Consider the following 22,256-nt stretch of genomic DNA (forward strand, 5'->3'; position numbering starts at 1 on the left):
GGGGGGAGAGCTCTTCTTTGTTTTTGGGGGGGGGGGTGGAGAGGGGGCGAGAAAGAGGGGGGCCCCCCACGGCCGCATCCCGCACGTCGGTGCGGGATGCGGCCGTCGCCCTGACCGCCGACGTGGCGCGCAGCCGACGAGACGATGCGGGCCCCGGCGCCGACGCCCACGCGCACGCCTGCCGGAAGCCGGTCGGGGGGCCGCGGTGGCGGCCGGGACGACCTCCCCGGGCGAGCGGCGCGACTTCACTGGGCGGCGCAGGCCGGCCAAGCCGCCGATTCTGCCGAGCGGACGCCGCGACCAGGCAGCGACGGCGTGGAGGGGCGAGCCTGCCGTGACGCCCGGGAGTCGCGGCGCCCGGGTCCGGACGGCCTCGCCACAGCCGGAATCGGCCACTCTTTCGACGCGGGCGGCACGGGGTGTTCCAGCAGCAGCGCGCGCCGTTTCCCACCCCGCCGACGCCGGGTGGGCGCGGCCGACGTCAGCGCCCCCTCCCCCGCGGCTTCAGCGGTACGTGCGGGAGTTCCGGGGCGGGGAGGGGGTCTCCGGCACAGCCCTTGACCTCGCCGAAACGGGTCCCCGTCATCCAGTCCTCGCGCGCCCGGGCGATGTCCTCGTGCGTCCGGCCGATGAAGTTCCACCACATGACGATCTCCTCCTCGAACGGAGTCCCGCCGAGCAGGACCGTGCGGGCGGCCCGGTCCGACTCGTTGGTGAGGGTCAGCGTGTCGGTGCCCGGGTGGGCGTAGCCCAACTCCGCCGGGCGCAGGAGGACGTCGGCCAGCCGGACGTCACCCCGGTCGACGAGCAGGCCGTGCTCGAAGCGGGGGTCCACGGTGAGCGTGAGGGCCGAGCGCGGCGGGAGGAGGATCTCGGCGCCGAGCAGCGGCGTGAAGGTCCGTACCGGGGAGACGGCGCCGGCGAGGGACCCGAGGAAAACCCGGAGTTCGGCTCCGTCGACCAGGAGGGGCTCGGGTACGTGGTGCTGGAAGTCGCGCCCGGTGTCGCGGTGGGCGCCGGGCAGCGCCACCCAGAGCTGGACACCGTGCAGGACGGTGGTTCCCGGGGTGGAGACCTCGGAGTGGGCGATGCCGTGTCCGCCGGTCATGAGGTTCAGCTCGCCGGGTCGCACGAAGGCGTGGCTGCCGAGGCTGTCCCGGTGCTCGATCTCCCCGCTGAACAGCCAGCTCACCGTCTGCAGCCCGGTGTGCGGATGCGGCGCGACGTCCATGCCGCCCGACTCGGCGACGTCGTCGGGGCCGTAGTGGTCCGCGAAGCACCAGGCGCCGATCAAGGTACGGGTCCGCTGCGGTAGCGTGCGACGCACGGTCATCGCCCGGGGTCCGCCCAGGGGCACGTCCCGTGGGGTCAGCACCTCGACCTGGGGTGCTCGGGTCGGCCGGTCGCCGTCCACGAGTGCGCCGCAGCGCATTTCCTGGGGTTTCGTTTCGGTATTGCTCACCGTGGACCGCCTCCAGACCCTAGTTGTTCTATATTCAACTATCCTGTCCGATCGTAGACCCTCCGAAGGAGTTTCGGGTTGAGCACTTACACGACCGGGTCCGCCCCCCAGCGGATCTTCGTCGACAAGCAGAGCCCCGCCGCGTACCAGGCGCTCGTACAGACGGCGGAGACGGTGCGTGCGGTCGCCGCCGAGGCGGGACTCGACCGCGCGGTCGTGGAGCTGATCAACCTGCGGGTCTCGCAGATCAACGGCTGCGCGTACTGCCTCGACGTGCACACCAGGGCCGCCCTGCGCGCCGGCGAGAGCACGCAGCGGCTCGGCGTGCTGGCGGCCTGGCGGGACACCGAGCTGTTCACCTCCGAGGAACGCGCGGCGCTCGCGCTGGCCGAGGCGACCACGCTCCCCGACGACGCCGCAGCCCAGCAGACCGCGTACGACACCGCCCGCGAGGTGCTCACCGACGACCAGGTGTCCGCGGTCATCTGGGTGGCGATCACCATCAACGCCTTCAACCGGGTCTCGATCATGAGCAAGCATCCGGTACGGCGGCGGCAGACGTCCCCCTGACGGTGGCCACGGTGCGCTGACGGGCGGCACCGCGTGCGCTCCCGGGCAACACGGCTCCCGCTCCCGCCCCTGGCGTCGGCCTCGTACGCACGGCACCACACGCGGGAGGCACACCATGACCACCGGTTCCCAGCCCCTGATGCAGCCAGCCCTGGCTGCATCAGAAGGGCGAGGTCATCCAGGAGTTCGGGACCGTCAAGCAGTTCCCCATCGGGCTCTCCTACGACGCGCGGATGTACTCCTGCCAGCGCCTGAACAGGGTCCTCGCGGACACCCAGATCCTCTACGGCCTCTACAAGAAGCACCACTGGCTCCTGCGCGGCGCGACCTTCTACCAGTTGCACCTGCTGCTGGACAAGCACGCGGGGGAACAGCTGGAGCTGGTCGACACGATCGCCGAGTGGGTGCAGACCCTGGGCGGTGTCGCGGTGGGCGATCCACGGCACGTCGCCGAGATCACGTCGATTCCACGGCCGCCGGACGGCGTGGAGGAGGTCCCGGCGATGCTGTCGCGGCTGCTGGCGGCGCACGAGAACATCCTGACGGACGCCCATGACGCGGCCGCCCGCACCGCCGAGCTCGGCGACGACGGCACCAACGACCTGCTGGTCTCCCAGGTCGTCCGCACCGGTGAGCTGCACGCGTGGTTCCTCGCGGAGCACCTGGTGGACACTCCGCTGGTGCGCACCTGAACGGATGGAAACAGCCGCTCCCGGCACCGGGAGCGGACGGCTGCCCTCCTCCCTCGTGGCGGCCTGCCTGGTTCCGGCGGCGGGCGTGTGGGGCGCGGATGTGCTGTGGGGCCCGGAAACCGTCCGGCGGGAAGCTCGGCGACTGCCTCGTCGCCGGCGGCCGTGCAGTACATCGGGCTCGCCCAGGCACACCCGGCCAGTGGGCTCCGGCCGGTGGCGGTGGGTCGGCTCGCCGCGGTACTGCCGCTGCTGCCGGCTGCCTGGCGGCACACACGCGCGTCCGTCCGGTGCCCGGCGCGGCTCGGCCCGGCGCTCCTGATGCGGGAGCCGCACCCGGCCTCATCCTGCATCTCCGGGCGGCCCAGCGGCAGATGCTCGCCGTCATCGTCCTCGACTACCTGTATCCGGCCGTCCCCACAGTTCTCGGGCTCACCGTGCTGCGCGAACCGGTGACCCGGGCAGGGCTGCTGGGCCTCACCGGCGCGGGCACCCCCGTCGCCCTGCTGAGCCTCGGATGAGCGACCGCCGCCGGGCCGGGTGCGGCAAAAACCGCTTGCCCGGCTCTCCAAGGTGTGGCAGGGTTCGGCGAGTTGATCTCCGCGTAATCCTCCACGGCGAAGGACTGAGGCCATGATCGCGGCGTCCCACAGCGGCCGCCGTCGGCACTGACACCGTCTGCCTGCCCGGCAGCGGACACTCGTGCCCTCGCGTCTCCTCACGGCGGCCCCACGCATGTCCCGTGTTCCCGGCCCCGGCCGGTTCCGCAGCCGCTACGGCTGCCCTTCACTGTGAGGTCATCACCATCGTGCACACCGATGTGCAGAATTTCGCCGTCGCCAACCTGCTGCGCCGCCCGGCGGTGGTCGAGGTCGCCGGCTTCGTCGCGGGGTTCGATCCCACGACGACCAGTCCCTACATCAACTACGCGACCCCGTTGCCCGGCGCGGAGCCGACCGACCGGGACGTCAGCGCCCTGATCGACGCGTTCCGCGAGCGCGGGCTCAAGCCCCGCCTGGAGTTCGCCCCGGACTCCGCGCCCGCCGTCGAACCGGCCCTGCGCCGGGCGGGTTTCCGGACCGAGGCGGTCCACGAGTACATGGTCTGCACCCCCGCCACCCTGGCAGTGCCGGCCGGGAACACCGCCGTGGAGGTACCGCGCACCGACGAGGACTACGCGGCCGTCGACGCCGCCCTGTCCGAGGCGTTCGGCGGTGAGTTCCTCCCCTCCCCCGAGAGCGCGGCCCGGCTGCGGCGCACCCAGGAGGGCGGCGGAGCCGTCCGGTTCGTCCGTGCCGCGGACGGCGGCTGCGCCGGTGCGGCGATGTGTTCGGCGCCCGCCGAGGGCACGGCGGAGGTGGCGGGTGTCGGCACCCGGCCGGCCCACCGCGGTCGGGGCATCGCGGCCGCGGTCACGGCGGCCCTCGCCGTGACCACGTTCACGCGCGGGGCGCAGTCCGTCTGGCTGGAGTACTCGGGCGACGGTTCCCGCCGCGTGTACGAACGGGTCGGGTTCCGGCCCCGGGGCACGCGCCTGTACGTGGCGCTCGAAGCGTGACGCACGTCCGGCGGGGGCCGAGCCGCCTCAGCCCTCGCCGGGCAGCGGGTGCTCCTTGACGAACCGCCGGATCTCCTCGGTGAGAGCGGCGGGGTCGTCCAGGGGGACCAGGGTGCGCGCGTCGGGGATCTCCACGTAGCGCGCGTGCAGCAGCTCGGCGAGTCGACGGCCGGTGGCGGGCGGCATCATGCGGTCCTCGGCGCCCCAGGCGACCAGGGCCGGGCGGGTGAAGGAGGGCAGTTTTCCGGCCGCCTCCACGAACCAGTCCGCCGGGGACCTTGCTCGCCCGGTGCAGCAGCCTGCGCTGCACCGGGCGGGTAGTTGTCCAGGGCCTCGCAGGAGGTGAGGACCAGGCGGACGATGCGCTCGTCCCGTACGCCGACGAGGAGTTGGGCCGTTCCGGTGTCGTTCTGGACCAGGGTGACGTCCCGCAGGTCCAGGCGGTCCAGGAACTCGGCGAGCAGCCGTGCGACACCGTGCGCGGACAGGTCGGCGTCCGCCCGCATCGGGCGCCGACGGCTGCCCAGGGGCAGGACCGGGACCAGCACCCGGAAGTCCGCCCGCAGGTCCGCCACGACGTCGGACCACACTGTCGAACCCGAGGCCGTGGACGAGGACGACCACCGGGCCGACGCCTTCCGTGTCCTCGTAGTCGATGGTTCCCGCGCTCAGCTCGATCTGCGCGATGGCCCCGCCTCCTGCCCGGTCGGCCGCCTCGTCTTAGCGGCATGTTAGATCTGCGCGGCGGTCCTTGTCCGGGTGCGGCGGGCGCCCGCATGCTCGGGCGCACTCAGGTCCCGGGGGCGGTCTCCCGCTCCCCGTTCCCACCGGATCTCCCCACCTGGAGCCGCCATGTCATCGTCCGCCGCCCTGCCCGGGAAGCCGCCGCCGGCCGGCCCCGGCAACCGCCGTCTCGCCCTCGTCGGCGGGTCCCTGGGCAACCTCGTCGAGTGGTACGACTGGTTCGTCTACGCCAGCTTCGCGATCTACTTCGCCGACTCGTTCTTCCCCGGCGACAACCCCACCACCAAACTGCTGAACACGGCCGGCATCTTCGCCGTCGGCTTCCTGATGCGGCCGGTCGGCGGCTGGATCCTCGGGCGGGCGGCGGACCGGCACGGGCGCAAGAGCGCACTGACGCTCACCGTCTCCATGATGTCGGTGGCCGCCCTGCTCATCGCCCTCGCGCCCAGCTACGGCCAGGCGGGTTACTTCGGCGCCGTGGTGCTGCTGCTGGCACGGCTGCTGCAGGGCCTGAGCATCGGTGGCGAGTACGCCGCCAGCGCCACCTATCTGACCGAGGCGTCCGCGCGCGACCGGCGCGGGCTCGGCTCCTCGTTCCAGTACGTGTCCATGACGTGCGGGCAGCTCCTCGGCCTCGCCGTCCTGATCACTCTGCAGCACACCCTGAGCACGGACCAGTTGGAGAGCTGGGGCTGGCGGATCCCGTTCGGCCTCGGTGCGCTGTTCGCCGTCGTGGTGTTCTGGCTGCGGCGCCGGCTGTCCGAGACGGAGGCGTTCACCGAGGAGTCGGGCGACCGTGCCGAGTCCGCGCGCGGCACCCTCAGCGCGCTGTGGGAGCACCGCCGCGAGGCCGGCCTGGTCATGGCGCTGACCCTGGGCGGCACGGTGGCCTACTACACGTACACCACGTATCTCACCAAGTACCTGATCGGGAGCGCCGGTATGGCCAAGTCCACGGCCACCCTGGTCAGTTTCACTGCGCTCGCCGCCTTCGCGCTGCTCCAGCCCGTCGCGGGGCTGCTCTCCGACCGGATCGGCCGCCGGCCGCTGCTGATCACCTTCGCGGCAGGCTGCACGGTCGGCACCTACCCCATCATGACTGCGCTCGGCTCGGCGTCCTCCTACTGGTCGGCGCTGGGGCTGTCCCTGCTGGCCCTGGTGATCGTCACCGGCTACACCTCGATCAACGCCGCCGTGAAGGCGGAGTTGTTCCCCACCCGGGTCCGTGCCCTCGGGGTGGCCCTGCCGTACGCGATCGCCAACGCGCTGTTCGGCGGCACGGCGGAGTACGTGGCCCTGTGGTTCAAGGACGCCGGTCACGAGAGGACGTTCTTCTGGTACGTGTCGGGCTGCGCGCTCGTCTCGCTGGTCACCTACGTGCTGATGCCGGACACCCGTGACGCCGCGCTCAGCCGCGCCGAAGCGGAGGCGGGCGACGGTTCCCCCGCCGGTACGGCGGCCGCCTCGGCCGACGCCGTCCGCTGACGCGGTGGTGACCCGCGCCGTGCGGCCTGCGTAAGCTTCCGCCCAGGTCACCACGGCACGAGGAATTTTCATGCAGGCGCTGCTCGTCGAGGACGACGACCGTATGGCCCAGGCCCTGACCACGGCCCTCGCCCAGCGCGGGCACACGGTGCGCAGGGCCGGCCGGGCCCTGGACGCCCTGCGGTACGTCCACGCGGCCGAGTTCGTGCTGCTCGATCTCGGCCTGCCGGACCTGGACGGTCTGGAGTTGCTGCGGCGGCTGCGCACGGTGTGCGACGCGCCGCTGATCGTGGTCACCGCCCGGTGCGAGGAGCGCGACATCGTGCAGGGACTGCGGGCCGGAGCCGACGACTACGTGGTCAAGCCGTTCCGGATGAACGAGCTGATGGCCCGGATCGACACCGTGCGCCGCCGTACCGGCGGGGCTGCGGCCCGGACGGACGGCACCGACCGGAGCGGCCGGTCCGTGCGCCGGGGCGATGTGGAGATCGACATCGCGGGACGCACGGTCACGGTCGCCGGTGCGGAAGTGCGGCTCACCCGGCGCGAGTTCGACGTCCTCGCCTTCCTCGCGGCGCGGCCGGACGAGGTGCACTCACGCGAGGAGATCCTGGACCGGATCTGGGGCGACGCCTTCCTCGCCGCGTCCCGGTCCCTGGACGTGCACGTGGCGGGCGTCCGGTCGAAGACGGGCCGCGCCGAACTGGTGCGTACCGTGCGGGGCTTCGGATATCAGCTGGGGCCGTCGGCCGCGGGCACGGAAGGGTGAGCCGGCCGATGGGCGGCGGCCGGGCGCACGGCGAGGACCGAGGCGCGCGATGAGACGGCGGCTCCTGGTCGTGCTGATGGTGCTCATGGGAGCCGCGACGCTGCTGCTGTCCATGCCGCTGGCCGGCTCCTACGCGAGCGGGCGCACGGAACACCTGCTGCTCCAGCGGCGCGCCGACGCCGCACGGTTCGCCGACCTCGCCGACCGGGTGCGCAGCGGCGCCGACCGCGCCGAACTGTCCACCGAGATCCGCCGGTACGCCGAGCTGTACGGCGCCTCGGTGACCGTGGTGGACTCCGCCGGGCGTACCCTCGCTCGGGCGGGGTCGGGGATTCCCGCGTCCTCCGCCGACGACCTCCTCGGCCGGGCACTGACCGGGCGTTCCACCGAGCGGCTGCCCACCGTTCGACCGTGGGGGCCGGACCGGGTGGTGCTCGCCGAGCCGGTCGGCCGGGACGAGCGGGTCAGCGGGGCTGTCCTGCTGGCCGTCCCGACCACCGCCGCCCGCCGGGACGTGGCCGTGCGCTGGGCGTTCATCGCGATCGGGGCGCTCACCGCCTTCGCGGCCGCCGCCCTGGTCGCGGCCGGCATCACCCGCTGGCTGATGCGCCCGGTCCGTGATCTCGACCGGGCCGTGGCCGGGCTGGCTTCCGGCAGCCTGGAGGCGCGGGCCGTCTCCGACACCGGGCCGCCCGAACTGCGCAGCCTGCGCCGGCACTTCAACGGGATGGCGGAGGCGGTCGCCGACTCGCTGGGCCGCCAGCGCGCCTTCGTCGCCGACGCCTCGCACCAACTGCGCAACCCGCTGGCCACCCTGGTACTCCAGCTGGAGAACGTCGAGCCGCATCTCGCGCCCGGTCCCGGCAGGAAGGAGCACGCACGGGCACTGGACGAGGCCGAACGCCTGGAGGAACTGCTGGACGGTCTGCTCGCGTTGGCGCGGGTGGAGTCGGGTACGGCGGAGCGGAGCGAGCAGGACGTGTCCCGTGCGGTGCGCGAGCGGGTGGCCGCCTGGGATCCGGTGTTCGAGGCGTCCGGGCTGACCCTGACCGCCGCCGTACGGGAGGCGCTGCGGGCCCGAGCGGTGCCGGACGCGGTGGGGCGGGTCCTGGACGCGGTCCTGGACAACGCGGTCAAGTTCGTCCCGTCCGGCGGCCGGGTCGACGTCGGCGCCGCGCTCGCGGACGGCGAGGTCGTGCTGCGCGTCGGGGACGACGGCCCGGGGGTTCCGGAGGAACAACTGCCCCTGCTCACCCGTCGTTTCGCTCGGGCACCCGAGCATCAGAACGTGCCCGGCAGCGGTCTGGGCCTGGCCATCGCGGACGAGATCGCCCGGCTGAGCGGGGGCCGGCTCCTGACCTCGGGCAACGATCCGCACGGCCTGGTCGTGGAGCTGCGACTGCCCTCCGCGTGAGCGGTCAGCCGTAGACCGACCGGTAGTAGGCCACCGCGCCCGGGTGCAGGGGTACGTCCCCCGTGGCGACCGCGAACCCGGGTTCGAGCCGGGCGCCCGCCGTCACTTCCCGCAGCAGCTCCCGCCAGCGGTCGAACACCACCCGCAGCACCTGGTGTACGGCTTCCTGCGGCACCTGGGGGCGGGCCAGCAGATAGTTGCCCACGCCGATGGTGCCGACCGGCTCGGTGAGCCCGTACACGCCGGCCGGGAGCGTGACCGCCGAGTAGACGGGACCGTAGGTGTCACGCAGGGTGGTCGCCTGCACCTCCAACGCCAGGAAACGCAGGGGGAGTTCGCGGGCCAGGACCGACAGGGCGGGGGTGGGCACTCCCCCGGCCCAGACGAGCGCGTCGACCGTGCCGTCACGCAGCGCCTCCACCGAGTCTGCCAGCCCGAACCGGCGCTGCCGTACCGCCCGCCGCCCGGTCAGCCCCGTCATCCGCAGCAGGCGGCCCGCCAGCACCTGGCCGCCGGAGCCCGCGGCGCCCGTGGCGACCGACCGGCCCGCGAGATCCCGCACGGAGCGCACCGGCCCGTCGGCCGGCACGACCAGATGCGCGTAGTTGACGTAGACGCGGGCGAGGGCCGTGACCGGGGACGGGCTCGTGAACGGCGCCCGTCCTCGCACGGCGTCCTCGGCGGCGTCCGCCATGGCCAGGCCCAGCTCCGCAGAACCGGCGCCGAGCCGGCGCAGGTTGTCCACGCTAGCCGAGGTGCCGAGCGGTGTGATGTGCAGCCGCGGGACGGTCCGTGCGGCCTGGACGGCGAGTGCCTTGCCGAAGGCGTTGTACGGCCCACCGGGCGCTCCCGTGGCGAGCCTGAGCCGCCACGCCGGCCCGGTGTCGCCCGAGCAACCGGCCAGGGCGGCGGCCGGGGCGCCGAGGAGCGCGGCCCGGAGCAGGCGGCGGCGGCTCGTCGGTCGACCGGTCACGGCGGCAGCGTAGCCGCTGCGCGCCGCCGCGGACGGCGCCGGTCGCGGGCCCGGCCGATTCGCGCCGTCCGCGCCCCGCTCCCGCGCGGCCGGCACGGAAACCGTGGCACTATCGTTGCGCCCTCGAACACGGGTAGGGAGAAGGGACATCGGCGTGGCAATGAAGGCCTTGCGCTCGGCGCTGGAAGCGATCTACGTACGGCGCCTGAACCGCAAGCTGGAGGGCCTGCCCCGGCCGCGGCACGTGGCGATCATGCTGGACGGCAACCGGCGCTGGGCCAGGGGCGCGGGACATCAGGACGTCCGGGAGGGCTACCGCGTCGGCGGCGCCAAGGTCACGGACTTCCTGCACTGGTGCACCGACGCCGGCATCAAGCACGTCACGCTGTGGATGCTGTCGGACGACAACCTCCACCGGCCGGCCGCCGAACTCGGCCCCCTGCTCGACATAATCGAGGAGACCGTCCAGCGCATCTGCGCCCCCGGGGAGCCCTGGGAGATCGAGATCATCGGCGCCCTGGACCTGCTGCCCGGGAACACCGCCCGCGTCCTGAAGGAAGCCGCCGCCCGCACGGACGGCCGCGGTGGGCTCAAGGTCGACGTGGCCGTCGGCTACGGCGGCCGCCGGGAGATCGTCGACGCCGTCAAGGCGGCCTTCGACAAACACATCGGCGCCGGCGGTGACCCCCGGGAACTGGCCGCGGAGTTCGATCTGGAGCACATCACCGACAACCTGTACTCGCCGGCCGGGCACGACACGGACTTCATCATCCGCACCTCGGGCGAACAGCGTCTGTCCGGCTTCCTGTTGTGGCAGTCCGCCTACGCGGAGGTGCACTTCGTGGACGTCCTGTGGCCGGCCTTCCGCGAGATCGACCTGCTGCGGGCCCTGCGCTCGTACGCCGCGCGCGACCGCCGCTACGGCCGCTGACGGGCGCGGTGGAGGTCGCGCAGCAGGGCGATCTCGGCTCCGTGGTGCAGGAGTTCCTGGTTGACCCACCAGACGATGTCGAGGAACGGCTCCTCCGGGTCGCTGCCGTGGGGGTAGGTGCAGTACCCGACGGTGTCGAGCGCGATGTCGTCGACGCTCAGCAGGGCCGTACGCCAGGCCCGGGCGGCGGTGTCGAACGCGGTGACCGCGGCCGCGGCCTCCCCGGTGACGGGGTGGTCGTCGCGGGTCAGCGCGTGGCTGCCGGCGGTGTGGTCCGCGCGCAGGGCCAGCATCTCGGTGAGGTGGCTCAGGCGCCAGGCGAGGGTCGTGAGCGGCGGCGGCCAGGGGTGCGGGTAGCCGGCGGCGTCCCGCCCCCAGGGCCCGCTGCCGGCCAGGAAGGTGGCGCGCGGCCCCGGGCCGTCCTCGCGCCGCCGCACCGACCAGCAGCCGGGCGCCGGCTCCCAGAGGTACTCCTCGTCGGTCATCGGCTCGACCTTGGTGTCCGTGCCGTCGCCGCTGTCCATGGCGGGCCCGGCCATACGGCCGAGGAGACGCTCGTGGGCGAAGTCGAACTGCCCCAGCAGTGGAAGCAGGCGGGGTGGTGTCGTCATCAACGCTCCTGGGGCGAACGGGTGGGCCCGGGAAGGGGTATGCCGACCGGTCAGCGTGGCACGCTCCGGGGGCTCGCCGCTCCTGATTTTCGACGCGCAGGTGATGCGCTCGCGCACCGCCGACCGTCGCCGGCAGGTGGGCGGCCAGGGGGTTCGGATCGGAGGTGCGCCAGGCGACCGCGACCCGGGTGCGGACCTCGGCGGGATCGATCCGGCGGAAGGCGACGCCCCTGAGGCGGATGCGCCGGATGCTCGCCGGGACCAGGGAGACGCCCAGACCGGTTTCCACCAGGGCGCACACGGTCTGCCATTCCACCGCGTGCTGGGCCGTTCGGGGTGCGAACCCCGCGTCCGCGCACAGGCCGGTGATCCGGTCGTAGAGCCCTGGGCCGGCCGCGCTGGGCAGGAGTACGAACGGCGAGTCCGCCAACTGCTCCACGCGCACGGTCCGCATGGCGGCGAGCGGGTGGGTGGCCGGCAGTACGGCCACGAAGGGCTCGGTGAGGACGGTGCCGAAGCCGGTCTCGGGCTCGTCGGCGGGGGGTTCACGCAGCAGCCCGATGTCGATGGTCCGCTCGTACAGCGCGGCCGGCTTCGGCGCGGTCATCATCTCGTGAATGTCCAAGTGCACTTCGGGGTACCGCTGCCGGAAGGCGCGCAGCAGTCCGGGCAGGACGGTCAGCGCGAGGGAGGCGGCGAACCCGATCCGCAGCCGCCCGGCCCGGCCGCTGCCGACGGCGCGGGCCGCGGCCAGGCCGTCGTCCGCGAGGCCGGCGAGGGCCCGGCGGGCGGCCGGAAGGAGTTCGCGCCCGGCCGACGTGAGCGAGACGCGTCCGGGCTCACGTTGGAACAGCGCGTGGCCGACCTTGTCCTCCAGTCGGCGGATCTGCCGGCTCAGCGGCGGCTGGGCGATGCCCAGGCGTTCGGCCGCGTGGCCGAAGTGGAGTTCCCCGGCGAGCGCCACGAAGGCGTGCAGCTGCGCGAGGGGAAGTTCGGGGCGCTCCATGCCCCCCAGGGATATCAGAACGGATATCCGTCCATGGCACGGGCGGTATTGGACGTATCGTTGCAGGTCACCTAGCGTTCGGCACATGACGGAACGACGCGCGATCCTCAGTGGCTCGACCTTCGAGGAACAGATCGGCTATGCCCGTGCCGTGGTCGACGGCGACTGGGTGCACGTGTCCGGGACGACCGGGTTCGACTACACCACGATGACCATCTCCGACGACGTGGTGGAACAGACCGAGCAGTGTCTCCGCAACATCGGCGCCGCGCTGGCCGAGGCGGGCTGCGACCTCACCGACGTCGTCCGGGTCCGCTATCTGCTGCCCGACCGCGAGGACTTCGAGCCCTGCTGGCCGGTCCTGCGCCGCCACTTCGGCACCGTCCGCCCGGCGGCGACGATGCTCGTGTGCGGCCTCGCCGACCCCCGCATGAGAATAGAGATCGAGGCGTACGCGCGCCGCCCCACCACGTGAGGGGCTGGGCCGCATGGTCGGCGCCCCCAGGATCCAGGTGTGTTCGAGTACGACGGTTGGATCACCGTCAGCCGGACAGGTCGATCGCCCGGTCGACGTCCGCCGGCTGCAGCACGCGCAGGATGCCTTCGAGGAGGTAGTAGTCGGCATACGGGAGGGAGATCTCGATCCCGTCCTCGGCCGGCCGGTTTCTTGTGCAGCGCGCGACCAGGGCCTCGGCGCGCGTCGAGTTCCTGGTCAGGCAGGTCTCGGCCAGCGCGGTCAGCAGCCGCAGGGCGGCCTGCCGGTATTCGGGTCGGCCCGTCGCGGCGGCCAGGTCCAGCAGCCCGCAGGCCATGACGGCACCGGCGGACGCGTCCTTGACGTCGTACGGCTGCTGGGGCGCCCGGTAGTCCCACACCGGAACGTGGTCGGGTGTCAGGGCTCCGAGCGCGTAGTCGGCGAGTCTGCGGGCGGTCGTCAGGAACTGCTCGTCGCCGGTGCGACGGTGCATCGTGGTGAACCCGTAGATCCCCCAGGACTGTCCGCGTGACCAGCAGGACGTGGGGCTGTAGCCCTGCACGGTGCCGGGGCCGATCGGTGTGCCGGCGCCGGGGTCGAAGTCGTACACATGGGGGGTGGAGCCGTCCGGGCGCGGGAACACCCGCTGGGCGGTCCTCGCGTGTTCCGTGGCGATCTCGAGGTACTTCGCGTCGCCGGTCTGCTCGCTCGCGAAGGCCAGCAGATCCAGGTTCATAATCGTGTCCATGATGACGCGGCCCGCGTTGTTCGGGTCGTTCAGCGCGCCCCAGGCGCGGATGAAGCGGCCGTTGGGGTTGTAGCGCCGGCTCAGCGAGTCGGCCGCCCGCACGGCACCCGCCCGCCAGGTGTCGTCGCCGGTGAGGCGCCACGCGGTGACCCAGGAGGGGTAGAAGAGGAAGCCGAGGTCGTGGGTGGAGGTGTCGTTCTGGCGGGGCGCGAGCTTCTTCGCGGATTCGACGGCCAGGGTGCGGAAGGTGTCGTCGCCGCTGTAGAGCCAGGCCATCCAGAGCGTGCCGGGCCAGAACCCGCCGACCCAGTCGCCGTTCTGCGAGTACACCCACTTCTCGGACTTCGTGCCGACCGGAAACGCCGTCACTCCCGGGGCGACGGCGCGGAGTTTCCCGATGGCGTAGTCGGCGGCGCCCCGCAGCGTGCGGACCACGCTCGCCGGGGTCCGCTCCGCCGCTTGCGCGGCCGTCGCCGGTGCCGCGTACAGCGCGGCGGCTCCGGCCGCGGTGGCCAGCACGATACGTCGGGAAAGCTCCATCGGCCCGCATCCTCCAACCAGGCACCTGCGCACGGAAGTTGAGCGAGCTTTACATGGGCCACCCAGGCTTGTACACCCACATGGGCAGGGTTCATGTATGCGAACGTCTGCTAGGGAACTCCTCGGTCACTCACAGCTGCCGCCGAACACCCGCTTCCCGCTCGGCCTGCTCCAGCTGGTGAGCCAGGTCGCCCTGCAGAGACGTACGCGCCCGACCCCGGCGGCCCAGCGGCAGGATGGTGCGCTGGGCGGAGTCCTCCAGGAGCAGGGCGAGGCCGCCGTACAGGGCGAAGACGGCCAGGGCGACACCGATCCAGCCGGCCGCCGTCTGCAGGACGGCGGGACCGCCGGACTCGTACACGCCGGTCAGGACGAAACGGCAGGCCCCGATCAGCAGGAGCACGCCGAACAGCGGCTTGCCGGGCAGGGCCGCCACGAAGAGCAGCAGCATCAGCGGGGCGACGCTCAGCAGGAACACCGCCATGGCGGGGCTGGGCTGCCCCGGCGGCCCGGAGAGGGCGACCACGGCCGTGCCCGCCCAGGCGCACCCCAGCACCGACAGTCCGCACGCCGCGCCGCCGTCGCGGGCGAGGAACGCGAAGATGCCGGAGATCAGTTGCAGCGGTACCACGAAGACCAGGACCAGCAGCATCAGCGGCCGGGGCTGGGCCTCGGGCACCCAGTGCAGCTGCGCCGCCGCCAGCAGGACACTGCCGGTTCCGAAGGCGAAGAAGCCCAGGGGCAGGCTGCTCGCGACCGGCCTGAGCATGATCCTGGTCAGCGCCTCCGGCTGCGGCGACGCCCCGTCCGGGCCGGTCACCCGCGGTGATGATGACGGCATTCGGATCACCCGTCCCTCTCCGCCCGCCGGCGGTCCGGCTTCGGCCTCGTACGGGACGGGGTACCCCGCCCGCGCCGGGGGACGACCGGGGAGGCCAGGCCCGTGGAAACGGAGGTTTCCGCGCCGGCCTCCGCGTCCCTGTCGCAGGAGCACCGCGGAATTGTCCTTGATCGGTAACAGGCGGATCCCATGGCCGTCCTGGCCCGTCCTGACAGGTGCACGGGGGCACATCGACACGGCGAGGAACGGGGCGGACATGGCACGGCATGGCGGGCGGGGATGGTACGGCCGGGTGGTCGCGGCAGCGGTCGGAGTGACGGCGGTGGCCGCCGCCACGTCGGTGTGGACCGCACAGGCCGGTCCCGTCGGAGGGCAGCCGTCGGCGCCGCGTCCCGCCGCCCCCAAGGCGGCACCGGTGTCCGCGACCATCGTCCACGCCTCCGACGCCGGCGAGCACGCGGTCAACATCACCATCGACGACGGCCCGGACCCGGTCTGGACCCCGCAGGTGCTGCAGGTGCTGCGGGACAACGGCGTGAAGGCGACGTTCTGCATGGTCGGCACCCAGGCGCAGGCCCACCCGGACATGGTCAAGCGGGTGGTCGCGGCCGGGCACCGGCTGTGCGACCACACGGTGTCGCACGACACCACCATGGACACCAAGTCCCAGGCCTACCAGTCGCAGCAGATCCTGGACGCCGAGCACCAGATCACCAAGGCGTCAGGGGGTGTGCGGCCGATGTACTACCGGGCTCCCGGTGGCGCGTTCACCCCGTACAGCAGGCATCTCGCGGCCTCGCACGGAATGCGGCCGCTGGGCTGGAACGTCGACTCCAAGGACTTCGAGCGGCCGGGCACGGACGCCGTCGTCGCCACCGTCAAGCGCGAGTTGTCCAACGGCCCGACCCTGCTCTTCCACGACGCGGGCGGCGACCGCTCCCAGACCGTGGCCGCCCTGCGCACTCTGCTGCCCTGGCTGAAGCAGCAGGGGTACTCCTTCGGCTTCCCCGTCCGCTGAACGGAGCCTGACCAGAATCGACTTCGGGCTCCGGCAGCCGGCTGAGCCGCTCACCCCCGCGCCGGGCCGCGGGCGGCGGTGCGCTCCCCCGTGACGATGCCGTCCAGCGCCTCGGTCACGGCGGGCCAGGCCGCCGAGCCCGGGTCGATCACGTCGAAGTGGCCGCACCCGGGCAGTTCGCGGAGCGTGACGCCCGCCCGGGCGCAGTACCCGCGGGCCATGGCCACCGGCAGTGCCTCGTCCAGGGCGCCGTGGACCACGACCGTACGGCCGGCGGGGGTGCCGAGACGGGCGGGGTCGGCAGCGGCGTACCGGTCCGGCACCTGTGCGCTTCCACCGCCGAGGAAGGCGGCTACGCACCCCGGCCGCTGCCCAGTTCGTCGGCCCACGCCAGGTCGGCGGTGGGGGCGAGGGCGAGTACACCGAGAACCGCGGCCGGGCCCGCGGTCCGGCCGGGCGCGCCCTCGGGCAGCCGGTGACGCAGCGCGGCCCACAGGGCGAGGTGACCCCCGGCCGAGTGCCCGGCATAGACGACACGGGACGGGTCGACACGACCGGGCGCGGCCTCGACGGCGAGGCCGGGCAGCAGGTCGACGGCCGCCGCCGTGTCGGTCAGTGTGGTCGTCCAGCCGCCACCACCACCGACCCGGCGGTACTCGGCACTGGCCACCGCGCAGCCGCTGCGCGCCACCAACGCCCGGGCGAATCCCGCGACATGCTGCCGGTCGTGCTCGGCGCGCCAGAAGCCGCCGTGGAAGAACAGCACCAGCGGCACACGCGGCCCGGCCGCGGGCAGGAACAGGTCGGCCACCTGGTCCGGATGCTCTCCGTAGACCAACGGCACAGGGGAAGCCGGGACTCGGGACACACCCACACCTCGCTTCGCTGTACCTCGACTAGTGGTACGACCATAACGCACGAGCGGTCGCACGGAAGGCCCGCTTCAAGCAGTGGAGGATCCAACGGGGGTGAACCGCTTGCCACTTCACCTCTTGACGCACTTGGTGCAGACCTTTACGTTGCACCGCACCCCCCCACACGACAGGAGCGACCCATGCGTGGTGTCAGAGTGTCGTCGTCCTCGATCCCCTCCCTCTTCCTCCGGCTGCTGCTTCTGCTGACCGTCCTCCTGGTCACGGTCGGCACACCGGCACGAGCCGCGGCCGCTCCCTTCAAGGTGCTGGCCCTGTACAACGGCACCTGGGACGCGGCCCACATCAGCTTCGTCAAAGAAGCGAACGAGTGGTTCCCGAAACAGGCCGCGGCCAACGGGTTCACCTACACGGCGAGCAACGACTGGGACCTGCTCGCCGACGGCGGGGTGAACGCGTACCAGGTGGTCCTCTTCCTCGACGACCTGCCCCAGACGGCGGCCCAGCGCACCGGGTTCGAGCAGTACATGCGCTCCGGCGGCGCGTGGATGGGCTTCCACGTCTCGGCGTTCACGACGAACGCCTCGGGCTGGTCCTGGTACCACGACCAGTTCCTGGGCTCGGGCGACTTCAGGTCCAACACCTGGGGTCCGACGACCACGGTGCTGCGCGTGGAGGACCGTACGCACCCGGCGACGAAGAACCTGCCCGCCACCTTCACCTCGTCGGTCAGCGAGTGGTACAGCTGGTCCAGGGATCTGCGCCAGAACCCCGACATCAGGATCCTCGCCTCCATAGACCCGAGCAGCTTCCCGCTCGGCACCGACCCGAACCAGACCTGGTACAGCGGCTACTACCCGATCCTGTGGACGAACACCAAGTACCGGATGCTGTACGCGAACTTCGGCCACAACGCCATGGACTACTCGACCGACACCCCGCTGTCCTCGACCTTCGCGAGCGAGACGCAGAACCGGTTCGTCCTCGACGGCCTGAAGTGGCTGGGCGGGGCCGGCGACACCCCGCCGCCGTCCGGCCCGATCTCCGAGACGGCCTGGTACGCGCTGCGCAACGAGGGCAACGGCACCTGCGTGGACGCCCGGGGCGCGGCGACCGCCAACGGCACGGTGGTCCAGCAGTACTCGTGCAACGGCACGGCGGCCCAGCAGTACCAGTTCCGGTCCACCGACAGCGGATACCTGCGCATCGCCAACCGGGGCAATCCGCAGCAGGTCGTCGACGTCACCGACCGCTCCACGGCCGAGGGCGCCCCGTTGCAGCTGTGGTCGTACGCGGGTGGTCAGAACCAGCAGTGGCGGCCCGTCCAGCAGGCCGGCGGCGGCTACCACTTCGTGGCCCGGCGCAGCGGGAAGTGCCTCGCCGCGGCGTCCACGGCGGACGACGGCGTCCAGCTCACCCAGCGAGCCTGCGACAACTCCCCCACCCAGAGCTTCCGCCTGGCCGAGCAGCCCTGACCGGCACCGCTCGACACGAGTGCGCCCCCGGCCGACATCCGGGGGCGTACTCCTGCCTGCGGCCGGACCTCAGCGTGCGGTCGGTCCCTGCCGCAACCGTTGTCCGGACGCTCCGCGTACTCCTCACCCACCTCAGCCCCGCGCGGGTGAACGAGGACCACACATGTCGCCGGCCCTCACGCACCTTCAGACTCACCTCCGGCGGGGAGACCGGTGACGCCGACGGTACAGGGGGGTGGTGTCGGCAATATCCACTCCGGGGTATCGAGCGGTACACGATGGGCCGTCCGACTCGGAAGGGATGGCCTCGCGTCTTGAGGCGCACCGGACACGCAGGAGGCCCACGATGCCTGATCAGCACGCAGTGCCGTATGTAGCAGTGGTCGGCCCGGATACGGCGACGCCCTCGGAAGTCGAGATGGCGCGGCAGGTGGGCAGTCTTCTGGCGCAACGGCGGTGCGTCGTGATCTGCGGAGGCCTGGGGGGTGTGATGGAAGCCGTGTGCCGGGGAGCGCGGACCGAGGGTGGTACTACCGTGGGACTCCTGCCGGGCGACTCGCGGGCGCAAGGCAATGCCTTTCTCACGGTGGCCATTGCGACTGGCCTCGGTGAACTGCGCAACGGTCTGATCGTGCGCAGCGCCGACGCCGTCATCGTCGTGGGCGGAAGCTGGGGCACGCTGAGCGAGATGGCTCTGGCCGTACGGACAGGCAAACCCACAGTCGCGATCGACGGATGGGGCATCGGAGCACCTGACCGATTCCGCGCGGAAGTGAAACAGGCATCCTCGGCGGTCGAGGCAGTGGAGACGGCACTCACAGCGATCGCCGGGAAGGGCGTATGACGGATATGAGACATCCACGCCGGCCGTGGCCGGTGGGATGCCTGCCCAGCCTCGTCAGACGGCCGTGACCTGGCCCGTCATGATTGCCGCCGGTTGGCCACCGAGAACGTAATCGACGTCGGTAATGCCGTCGCACTCCGGCTCGGGGCCCCATCCCCACTGCCCGCGCCCATCGACGATCTCGTACGCGCCCACCTGGCAGAACAGCCCCGCTCGCCCGGACCAGCAGCCGCAGCAAGGCCTGGCTGTTCCCCGGCCGACAGCCCGGGCATCCGATGGACCCGACCAGCGTGCTCGACCGAAAATACGCGGTGAGTAAGTCTGGGCAGTCCGGCGGCGGCCGTCGGTCAGGGGACGTCAGCGGGCGCCATGAGGTCGGTCTCGCGAGCGGGCGCGACCCGGGCAAGCCAGTCGGCTGCTTCTTGTCGGGTCAGTCGGCGATCGAGTCTCAGCGAGGGTTCCATCTGTTCGAAGACGCGACCGTTCATCCAGCCGAACGAGCCGAGCGGCGGGTGGAGAACGAGGACCCGGGCACCGTCGAGCGGTCTGATGTCCGCGGGCACGCCTTCGGGCGCGACGTAGCCGCCGTGGCCGTCGAACAGGCGGAAGCGCCGGAGAACGGGCTTGCCAGGGGCGGTGCGAGGGTTGCCGCACGTCGCGGCGTCCACCCAGGCCCGGGCGGGCCGCTCACCTGGCAGCAGCCCCCGGATCCTGCTCCCGATGAGACGGTCCGCGAGGAGGGTATGCAACTGGAAGTTGTCCCCGATGCCGCTCATCGTCAGCACGAAACCGCGCCCGGACGCGCGGTCGAGGACGATCAGCGGCTCGTCGTCCAGCACGGAGGCCAGCCGCTGCACCCACCCGGCGCGCCGGACGATCCCGCCGAGGCCGAGCTCCTCGGCCACCTCGGCCAGTTCGACGATCTCCTCGGCAGCCTCCCGGAGCTCCCGCAGGTCCTCGGTACTTGCGGCGGCCCGGAAATCCCGGCGCATCAGGGCCGTGATCGTCGCCTTCAGCCAGTCCTCGGCGTCGAACCAAGACAGTGCGACCGCCCTCGTCATCGCCGAGTCGGAGCCGTTCCGCGCGCCGACGGCATCGCAGACGCGCACCACCTCGTCCATGGCAGTGTCGTCCGGCGCCGGCGGGAACCGGTCCGGCACCTCCTGCACCCACAGGGCGGGGACCATCGCGAACATCTGCATGGCCGCAGCCGCCCGCGCGGGCAGCACCCCGGCGAGCGCGACCGGCGATCCGCCCCACTCGACGCACGCGCCAGCGAGCACCGCCGTCATGGCGAACGTGCCGTGGAGGGTCGGCAGATGCGGGGCCAGCGCCTCGACGGCCGCCGTGAGTGCCGCCGGGCCGCCCGCACGGGCGGTCTCGCCCACTGAGGCCAGCGCACGTCGGAATCCTTCCTCGGATCCGGCGCGTATCTGCGCGATCAGTTCGTCGACACACCTGAACACGGCCTCGGACATGGCCGGGACGCTAGCAACCCGCCCGCGCGCGGCAGACCCGGGGTGCCGCGCGCGGCCAGGCGGGACCCCGGTAACCAGCGCCGGCGCACCGCCTTCAGTACCGGTCCCGACCCCGCATGGACTGTTGACGCAGAGCGACAAGGTCCCATGCGCGTCCAGGAATACGCGCCACCTCAACATGCGAGCCCACCAGTCCCGAGGCCATGCCGGCCCGCGCGGGAGACGAGGTTCGGGTGCCCGAGGCCCAACGGGCGCTGCATCTGGTCCACGAACTGTCTGGTGAACAGACCCGGGCCGATGTCTCGCCTACTAGTCGATGTGGTCGAACACCGCCTTCGCGGGCGGCGTGGGCGCGCCGGTCGAGGGCCTGCTCACGGGTGAGGTCCTCGGGTCTGATGCTCAGGCCGGTCTCGGCAGGCAGCCGTCTCCGGTGCCCCACTACGGGCGCTGGATCGTCCCTTCCGCCGAGATATGGGCGGCGTGCGAGCCGAAGTCCTCCTCCGACACGCTGGAGACGAGGTCGATTGCTTCGCCGCCCGGCTCCGGCGTGCCCGGCTCCACGATCTGGGTCGGGCGCAGGCGCCCGGACACGTAGGTTCCGTCGGCGCGGAGGGTGACTTGCAGCACGCCGCTGGTCGAGAGTGTGCCCCCGAGGCCGAGCACCTTGTAGCCGGTGAAGTTGCCCAGGCTGTAGGCGATCAGTCTGCCCTTGTAGAACTCCATTCCCCGCATCACGTGCGGACCGCTGCCCACGACCAGGTCGGCCCCGGCGTCGATCACCGCACGGCTGAAGCGGTAGCTGTCGCCCCGATCCTCGCCGAGGAAGTATTCGGTGCCGGGCTCCACGTGGGTGCGGTCCGAGCCCTCCGCGCCGGCGTGCATCGTGACGATCACAATGTCCGCCATCGTTGCGGCGCGGGCGGTAAGACGCTTTGCGGCTGGGATGTTCGTGAGGTCGTTCGCCCCTCGGTCGGGAGCAAACCCGATCAGTGCTACCCGGATGCCGTGTACCCGCTGGATGGTGATCTGGCCCAGGCGGCCGGTGAACGGCATGTTCACGGAGCGCAGCGCGGCGAACGTCTGGCGCCGCCCCTCCGCCCCGAAGTCGTCGACGTGGTTGTTCGCCACGTTAATGGCCGTGAACCCGGCCTTCTTGAGCCAGCGGCTGTAGGACGGCGGGGCGTGGAACGCGAAGCAGTTCGGGCCGTCGATGTACTCGCACTTGCTGGTTCCGCCGGTGGTGAGCGTGCCCTCCAGGTTCCCGAGCACCACATCGCCGGCGAGCAGGTCGTCGACAGGGTCGAAGAACGAGGCGCCGCCATCCGGCGGCAGGTCGTCCGGCAGCGAGCCCATCACGATGTCCCCCACTGCAGCGATCCGCACGTTGCCTGTAGGGTGCGGCGCCGCCGGCGCACCGGACGCCGTGATCCTGGCCGCCCGCAGGGGGGTCTGGGTGGAGCCGATGGAGGCTGCGCCCTCGGAGCCGCCACGGAACACGAACGTCGCAACGACCACCACACCGGTCCCGACCAGGCCGAGGGCGATCAGGCGGCGGCGTACCGCCTTCTGCCGCTCGCGCCGCTGCTGAGGACACTGTCCGCCGGATGTGATCACCAGCTCATGCTACGAAGCAGGTACCCGTCCTTCACGCACGGTCATCCCCGGCGTGTTCCCGACACCGTTCCCGTTCCCGTTCGCGCTCGCGCTCGACGCCGTCCGCGCCGTCTCGTGGCACCGGCCGCGGGCCGAGCGA

General features: G+C 72.2%; 23 protein-coding genes and 1 pseudogene. 12 read left to right on the forward strand and 12 right to left on the reverse strand.

Translation table 11 applies throughout. From position 1 onward, the window contains the following. Window positions 1–481: 481 nt before the first annotated feature. A complete protein-coding gene (locus tag AC07CM_RS19195) occupies window positions 482–1,462 on the reverse strand; it encodes a pirin family protein (RefSeq protein ID WP_478877587.1) in 981 nt (326 codons plus the stop codon). Between the two features lie 78 nt (window positions 1,463–1,540). Here AC07CM_RS19195 and AC07CM_RS19200 point away from each other — a divergent pair, with 78 nt between their 5' ends. The 4 genes from AC07CM_RS19200 to AC07CM_RS19215 all read left to right on the forward strand — a co-directional run bounded on the left by AC07CM_RS19200 (window position 1,541) and on the right by AC07CM_RS19215 (window position 4,279). After that, a complete protein-coding gene (locus AC07CM_RS19200) occupies window positions 1,541–2,032 on the forward strand; it encodes a carboxymuconolactone decarboxylase family protein (RefSeq protein ID WP_478877588.1) in 492 nt (163 codons plus the stop codon). 155 nt (window positions 2,033–2,187) lie between these two features. After that, on the forward strand, window positions 2,188–2,724 hold the full coding sequence (locus tag AC07CM_RS19205; RefSeq protein WP_478877789.1) for a Dps family protein: 537 nt from the start codon (window positions 2,188–2,190) through the stop codon (window positions 2,722–2,724). A gap of 287 nt (window positions 2,725–3,011) precedes the next feature. Continuing rightward, window positions 3,012–3,242, forward strand: coding sequence for a hypothetical protein (locus AC07CM_RS19210; protein WP_478877589.1), 231 nt, complete (start codon window positions 3,012–3,014; stop codon window positions 3,240–3,242). Between the two features lie 287 nt (window positions 3,243–3,529). Beyond that, the gene (locus AC07CM_RS19215) at window positions 3,530–4,279 is read left to right on the forward strand and encodes a GNAT family N-acetyltransferase (RefSeq protein ID WP_478877590.1); all 750 of its coding nucleotides are present in this window, start codon (window positions 3,530–3,532) and stop codon (window positions 4,277–4,279) included. Window positions 4,280–4,306: 27 nt separating this feature from the next. Here the strand turns inward: AC07CM_RS19215 and AC07CM_RS19220 are convergent, their stop codons facing one another. Next, on the reverse strand, window positions 4,307–4,468 hold the full coding sequence (locus AC07CM_RS19220; protein ID WP_478877591.1) for an alpha/beta fold hydrolase: 162 nt from the start codon (window positions 4,466–4,468) through the stop codon (window positions 4,307–4,309). Next, entirely contained in the window at window positions 4,465–4,869 is a 405-nt protein-coding gene (locus tag AC07CM_RS19225; protein ID WP_478877592.1) for an alpha/beta fold hydrolase, read from the reverse strand. The genes AC07CM_RS19220 and AC07CM_RS19225 overlap by 4 nt, the downstream gene beginning before the upstream one ends. 262 nt (window positions 4,870–5,131) lie before the next feature. On the opposite strand from AC07CM_RS19225, the gene AC07CM_RS19230 reads away from it, so the two are divergent. The 3 genes from AC07CM_RS19230 to AC07CM_RS19240 all read left to right on the forward strand — a co-directional run bounded on the left by AC07CM_RS19230 (window position 5,132) and on the right by AC07CM_RS19240 (window position 8,691). After that, a complete protein-coding gene (locus AC07CM_RS19230; RefSeq protein ID WP_478877593.1) occupies window positions 5,132–6,508 on the forward strand; it encodes an MFS transporter in 1,377 nt (458 codons plus the stop codon). A gap of 70 nt (window positions 6,509–6,578) precedes the next feature. Further along, on the forward strand, window positions 6,579–7,277 hold the full coding sequence (locus tag AC07CM_RS19235) for a response regulator transcription factor (RefSeq protein WP_478877594.1): 699 nt from the start codon (window positions 6,579–6,581) through the stop codon (window positions 7,275–7,277). Between the two features lie 49 nt (window positions 7,278–7,326). Then, window positions 7,327–8,691 carry a sensor histidine kinase gene (locus tag AC07CM_RS19240; protein WP_478877595.1) on the forward strand — a complete coding sequence of 455 codons (1,365 nt, stop codon included), beginning with the start codon at window positions 7,327–7,329 and terminating at the stop codon, window positions 8,689–8,691. Window positions 8,692–8,695: 4 nt separating this feature from the next. On the opposite strand, the gene AC07CM_RS19245 is transcribed toward AC07CM_RS19240, so the two are convergent. Then, window positions 8,696–9,664, reverse strand: a complete 969-nt coding sequence (locus AC07CM_RS19245; RefSeq protein WP_478877596.1) for a TAXI family TRAP transporter solute-binding subunit — start codon at window positions 9,662–9,664, stop codon at window positions 8,696–8,698. A gap of 160 nt (window positions 9,665–9,824) precedes the next feature. Here AC07CM_RS19245 and AC07CM_RS19250 point away from each other — a divergent pair, with 160 nt between their 5' ends. Then, the gene (locus AC07CM_RS19250; RefSeq protein WP_478877790.1) at window positions 9,825–10,595 is read left to right on the forward strand and encodes an isoprenyl transferase; all 771 of its coding nucleotides are present in this window, start codon (window positions 9,825–9,827) and stop codon (window positions 10,593–10,595) included. Here the strand turns inward: AC07CM_RS19250 and AC07CM_RS19255 are convergent. Both AC07CM_RS19255 and AC07CM_RS19260 read right to left on the reverse strand, forming a co-directional pair. Further along, entirely contained in the window at window positions 10,583–11,206 is a 624-nt protein-coding gene (locus AC07CM_RS19255) for a DinB family protein (RefSeq protein WP_478877597.1), read from the reverse strand. The two genes, AC07CM_RS19250 and AC07CM_RS19255, sit on opposite strands and share 13 nt — an antisense overlap. Before the next feature lie 121 nt (window positions 11,207–11,327). Further along, window positions 11,328–12,212, reverse strand: a pseudogene (locus AC07CM_RS19260) (LysR family transcriptional regulator); the annotation flags it as partial. An 85-nt stretch (window positions 12,213–12,297) separates the two neighbouring features. On the opposite strand from AC07CM_RS19260, the gene AC07CM_RS19265 reads away from it, so the two are divergent. After that, on the forward strand, window positions 12,298–12,687 hold the full coding sequence (locus AC07CM_RS19265; RefSeq protein WP_478877598.1) for a RidA family protein: 390 nt from the start codon (window positions 12,298–12,300) through the stop codon (window positions 12,685–12,687). Between the two features lie 67 nt (window positions 12,688–12,754). Here the strand turns inward: AC07CM_RS19265 and AC07CM_RS19270 are convergent, their stop codons facing one another. After that, window positions 12,755–13,975, reverse strand: coding sequence for a glycoside hydrolase family protein (locus AC07CM_RS19270; protein ID WP_478877599.1), 1,221 nt, complete (start codon window positions 13,973–13,975; stop codon window positions 12,755–12,757). A 130-nt stretch (window positions 13,976–14,105) separates the two neighbouring features. Continuing rightward, window positions 14,106–14,795 carry a GPR1/FUN34/YaaH family transporter gene (locus AC07CM_RS19275; RefSeq protein WP_478877600.1) on the reverse strand — a complete coding sequence of 230 codons (690 nt, stop codon included), beginning with the start codon at window positions 14,793–14,795 and terminating at the stop codon, window positions 14,106–14,108. A gap of 277 nt (window positions 14,796–15,072) precedes the next feature. On the opposite strand from AC07CM_RS19275, the gene AC07CM_RS19280 reads away from it, so the two are divergent. Beyond that, window positions 15,073–15,834 (forward strand): polysaccharide deacetylase family protein, encoded by a 762-nt coding sequence (locus AC07CM_RS19280; RefSeq protein ID WP_478877601.1) that lies wholly within the window; start codon window positions 15,073–15,075, stop codon window positions 15,832–15,834. A 50-nt stretch (window positions 15,835–15,884) separates the two neighbouring features. Here AC07CM_RS19280 and AC07CM_RS19285 read toward each other — a convergent pair whose 3' ends face one another. Beyond that, window positions 15,885–16,157, reverse strand: a complete 273-nt coding sequence (locus AC07CM_RS19285; protein WP_478877602.1) for a hypothetical protein — start codon at window positions 16,155–16,157, stop codon at window positions 15,885–15,887. Between the two features lie 29 nt (window positions 16,158–16,186). Next, window positions 16,187–16,672: an alpha/beta hydrolase gene (locus AC07CM_RS19290; RefSeq protein WP_478877603.1), complete on the reverse strand. Its 486-nt coding sequence runs from the start codon at window positions 16,670–16,672 to the stop codon at window positions 16,187–16,189. Window positions 16,673–16,888: 216 nt separating this feature from the next. On the opposite strand from AC07CM_RS19290, the gene AC07CM_RS19295 reads away from it, so the two are divergent. Together AC07CM_RS19295 and AC07CM_RS19300 are read left to right on the forward strand one after the other, a co-directional pair. Continuing rightward, entirely contained in the window at window positions 16,889–18,181 is a 1,293-nt protein-coding gene (locus AC07CM_RS19295; RefSeq protein ID WP_478877604.1) for a ThuA domain-containing protein, read from the forward strand. 346 nt (window positions 18,182–18,527) lie between these two features. Continuing rightward, window positions 18,528–19,025: a TIGR00725 family protein gene (locus tag AC07CM_RS19300; RefSeq protein WP_478877605.1), complete on the forward strand. Its 498-nt coding sequence runs from the start codon at window positions 18,528–18,530 to the stop codon at window positions 19,023–19,025. 347 nt (window positions 19,026–19,372) lie between these two features. Here the strand turns inward: AC07CM_RS19300 and AC07CM_RS19305 are convergent, their stop codons facing one another. Next, on the reverse strand, window positions 19,373–20,503 hold the full coding sequence (locus AC07CM_RS19305) for a hypothetical protein (RefSeq protein ID WP_478877606.1): 1,131 nt from the start codon (window positions 20,501–20,503) through the stop codon (window positions 19,373–19,375). A gap of 438 nt (window positions 20,504–20,941) precedes the next feature. After that, window positions 20,942–22,021 carry a CapA family protein gene (locus AC07CM_RS19310; protein WP_478877607.1) on the reverse strand — a complete coding sequence of 360 codons (1,080 nt, stop codon included), beginning with the start codon at window positions 22,019–22,021 and terminating at the stop codon, window positions 20,942–20,944. Window positions 22,022–22,256 lie beyond the last annotated feature (235 nt).

It is taken from the genome of Streptomyces sp. NPDC044061, from assembly GCF_056434305.1.

Bases quoted from the DNA above. Each gene is read 5' to 3' on its own strand.
- AC07CM_RS19270 (WP_478877599.1), bottom strand. From the start codon at position 13,975: ATGGAGCTTTCCCGACGTATCGTGCTGGCCACCGCGGCCGGAGCCGCC.
- AC07CM_RS19235 (WP_478877594.1), top strand. From the start codon at position 6,579: ATGCAGGCGCTGCTCGTCGAGGACGACGACCGTATGGCCCAGGCCCTG.
- AC07CM_RS19295 (WP_478877604.1), top strand. From the start codon at position 16,889: ATGCGTGGTGTCAGAGTGTCGTCGTCCTCGATCCCCTCCCTCTTCCTC.
- AC07CM_RS19265 (WP_478877598.1), top strand. From the start codon at position 12,298: ATGACGGAACGACGCGCGATCCTCAGTGGCTCGACCTTCGAGGAACAG.
- AC07CM_RS19240 (WP_478877595.1), top strand. From the start codon at position 7,327: ATGAGACGGCGGCTCCTGGTCGTGCTGATGGTGCTCATGGGAGCCGCG.
- AC07CM_RS19230 (WP_478877593.1), top strand. From the start codon at position 5,132: ATGTCATCGTCCGCCGCCCTGCCCGGGAAGCCGCCGCCGGCCGGCCCC.
- AC07CM_RS19220 (WP_478877591.1), bottom strand. From the start codon at position 4,468: ATGATGCCGCCCGCCACCGGCCGTCGACTCGCCGAGCTGCTGCACGCG.
- AC07CM_RS19300 (WP_478877605.1), top strand. From the start codon at position 18,528: ATGCCTGATCAGCACGCAGTGCCGTATGTAGCAGTGGTCGGCCCGGAT.
- AC07CM_RS19305 (WP_478877606.1), bottom strand. From the start codon at position 20,503: ATGTCCGAGGCCGTGTTCAGGTGTGTCGACGAACTGATCGCGCAGATA.
- AC07CM_RS19255 (WP_478877597.1), bottom strand. From the start codon at position 11,206: ATGACGACACCACCCCGCCTGCTTCCACTGCTGGGGCAGTTCGACTTC.
- AC07CM_RS19280 (WP_478877601.1), top strand. From the start codon at position 15,073: ATGGCACGGCATGGCGGGCGGGGATGGTACGGCCGGGTGGTCGCGGCA.
- AC07CM_RS19250 (WP_478877790.1), top strand. From the start codon at position 9,825: ATGAAGGCCTTGCGCTCGGCGCTGGAAGCGATCTACGTACGGCGCCTG.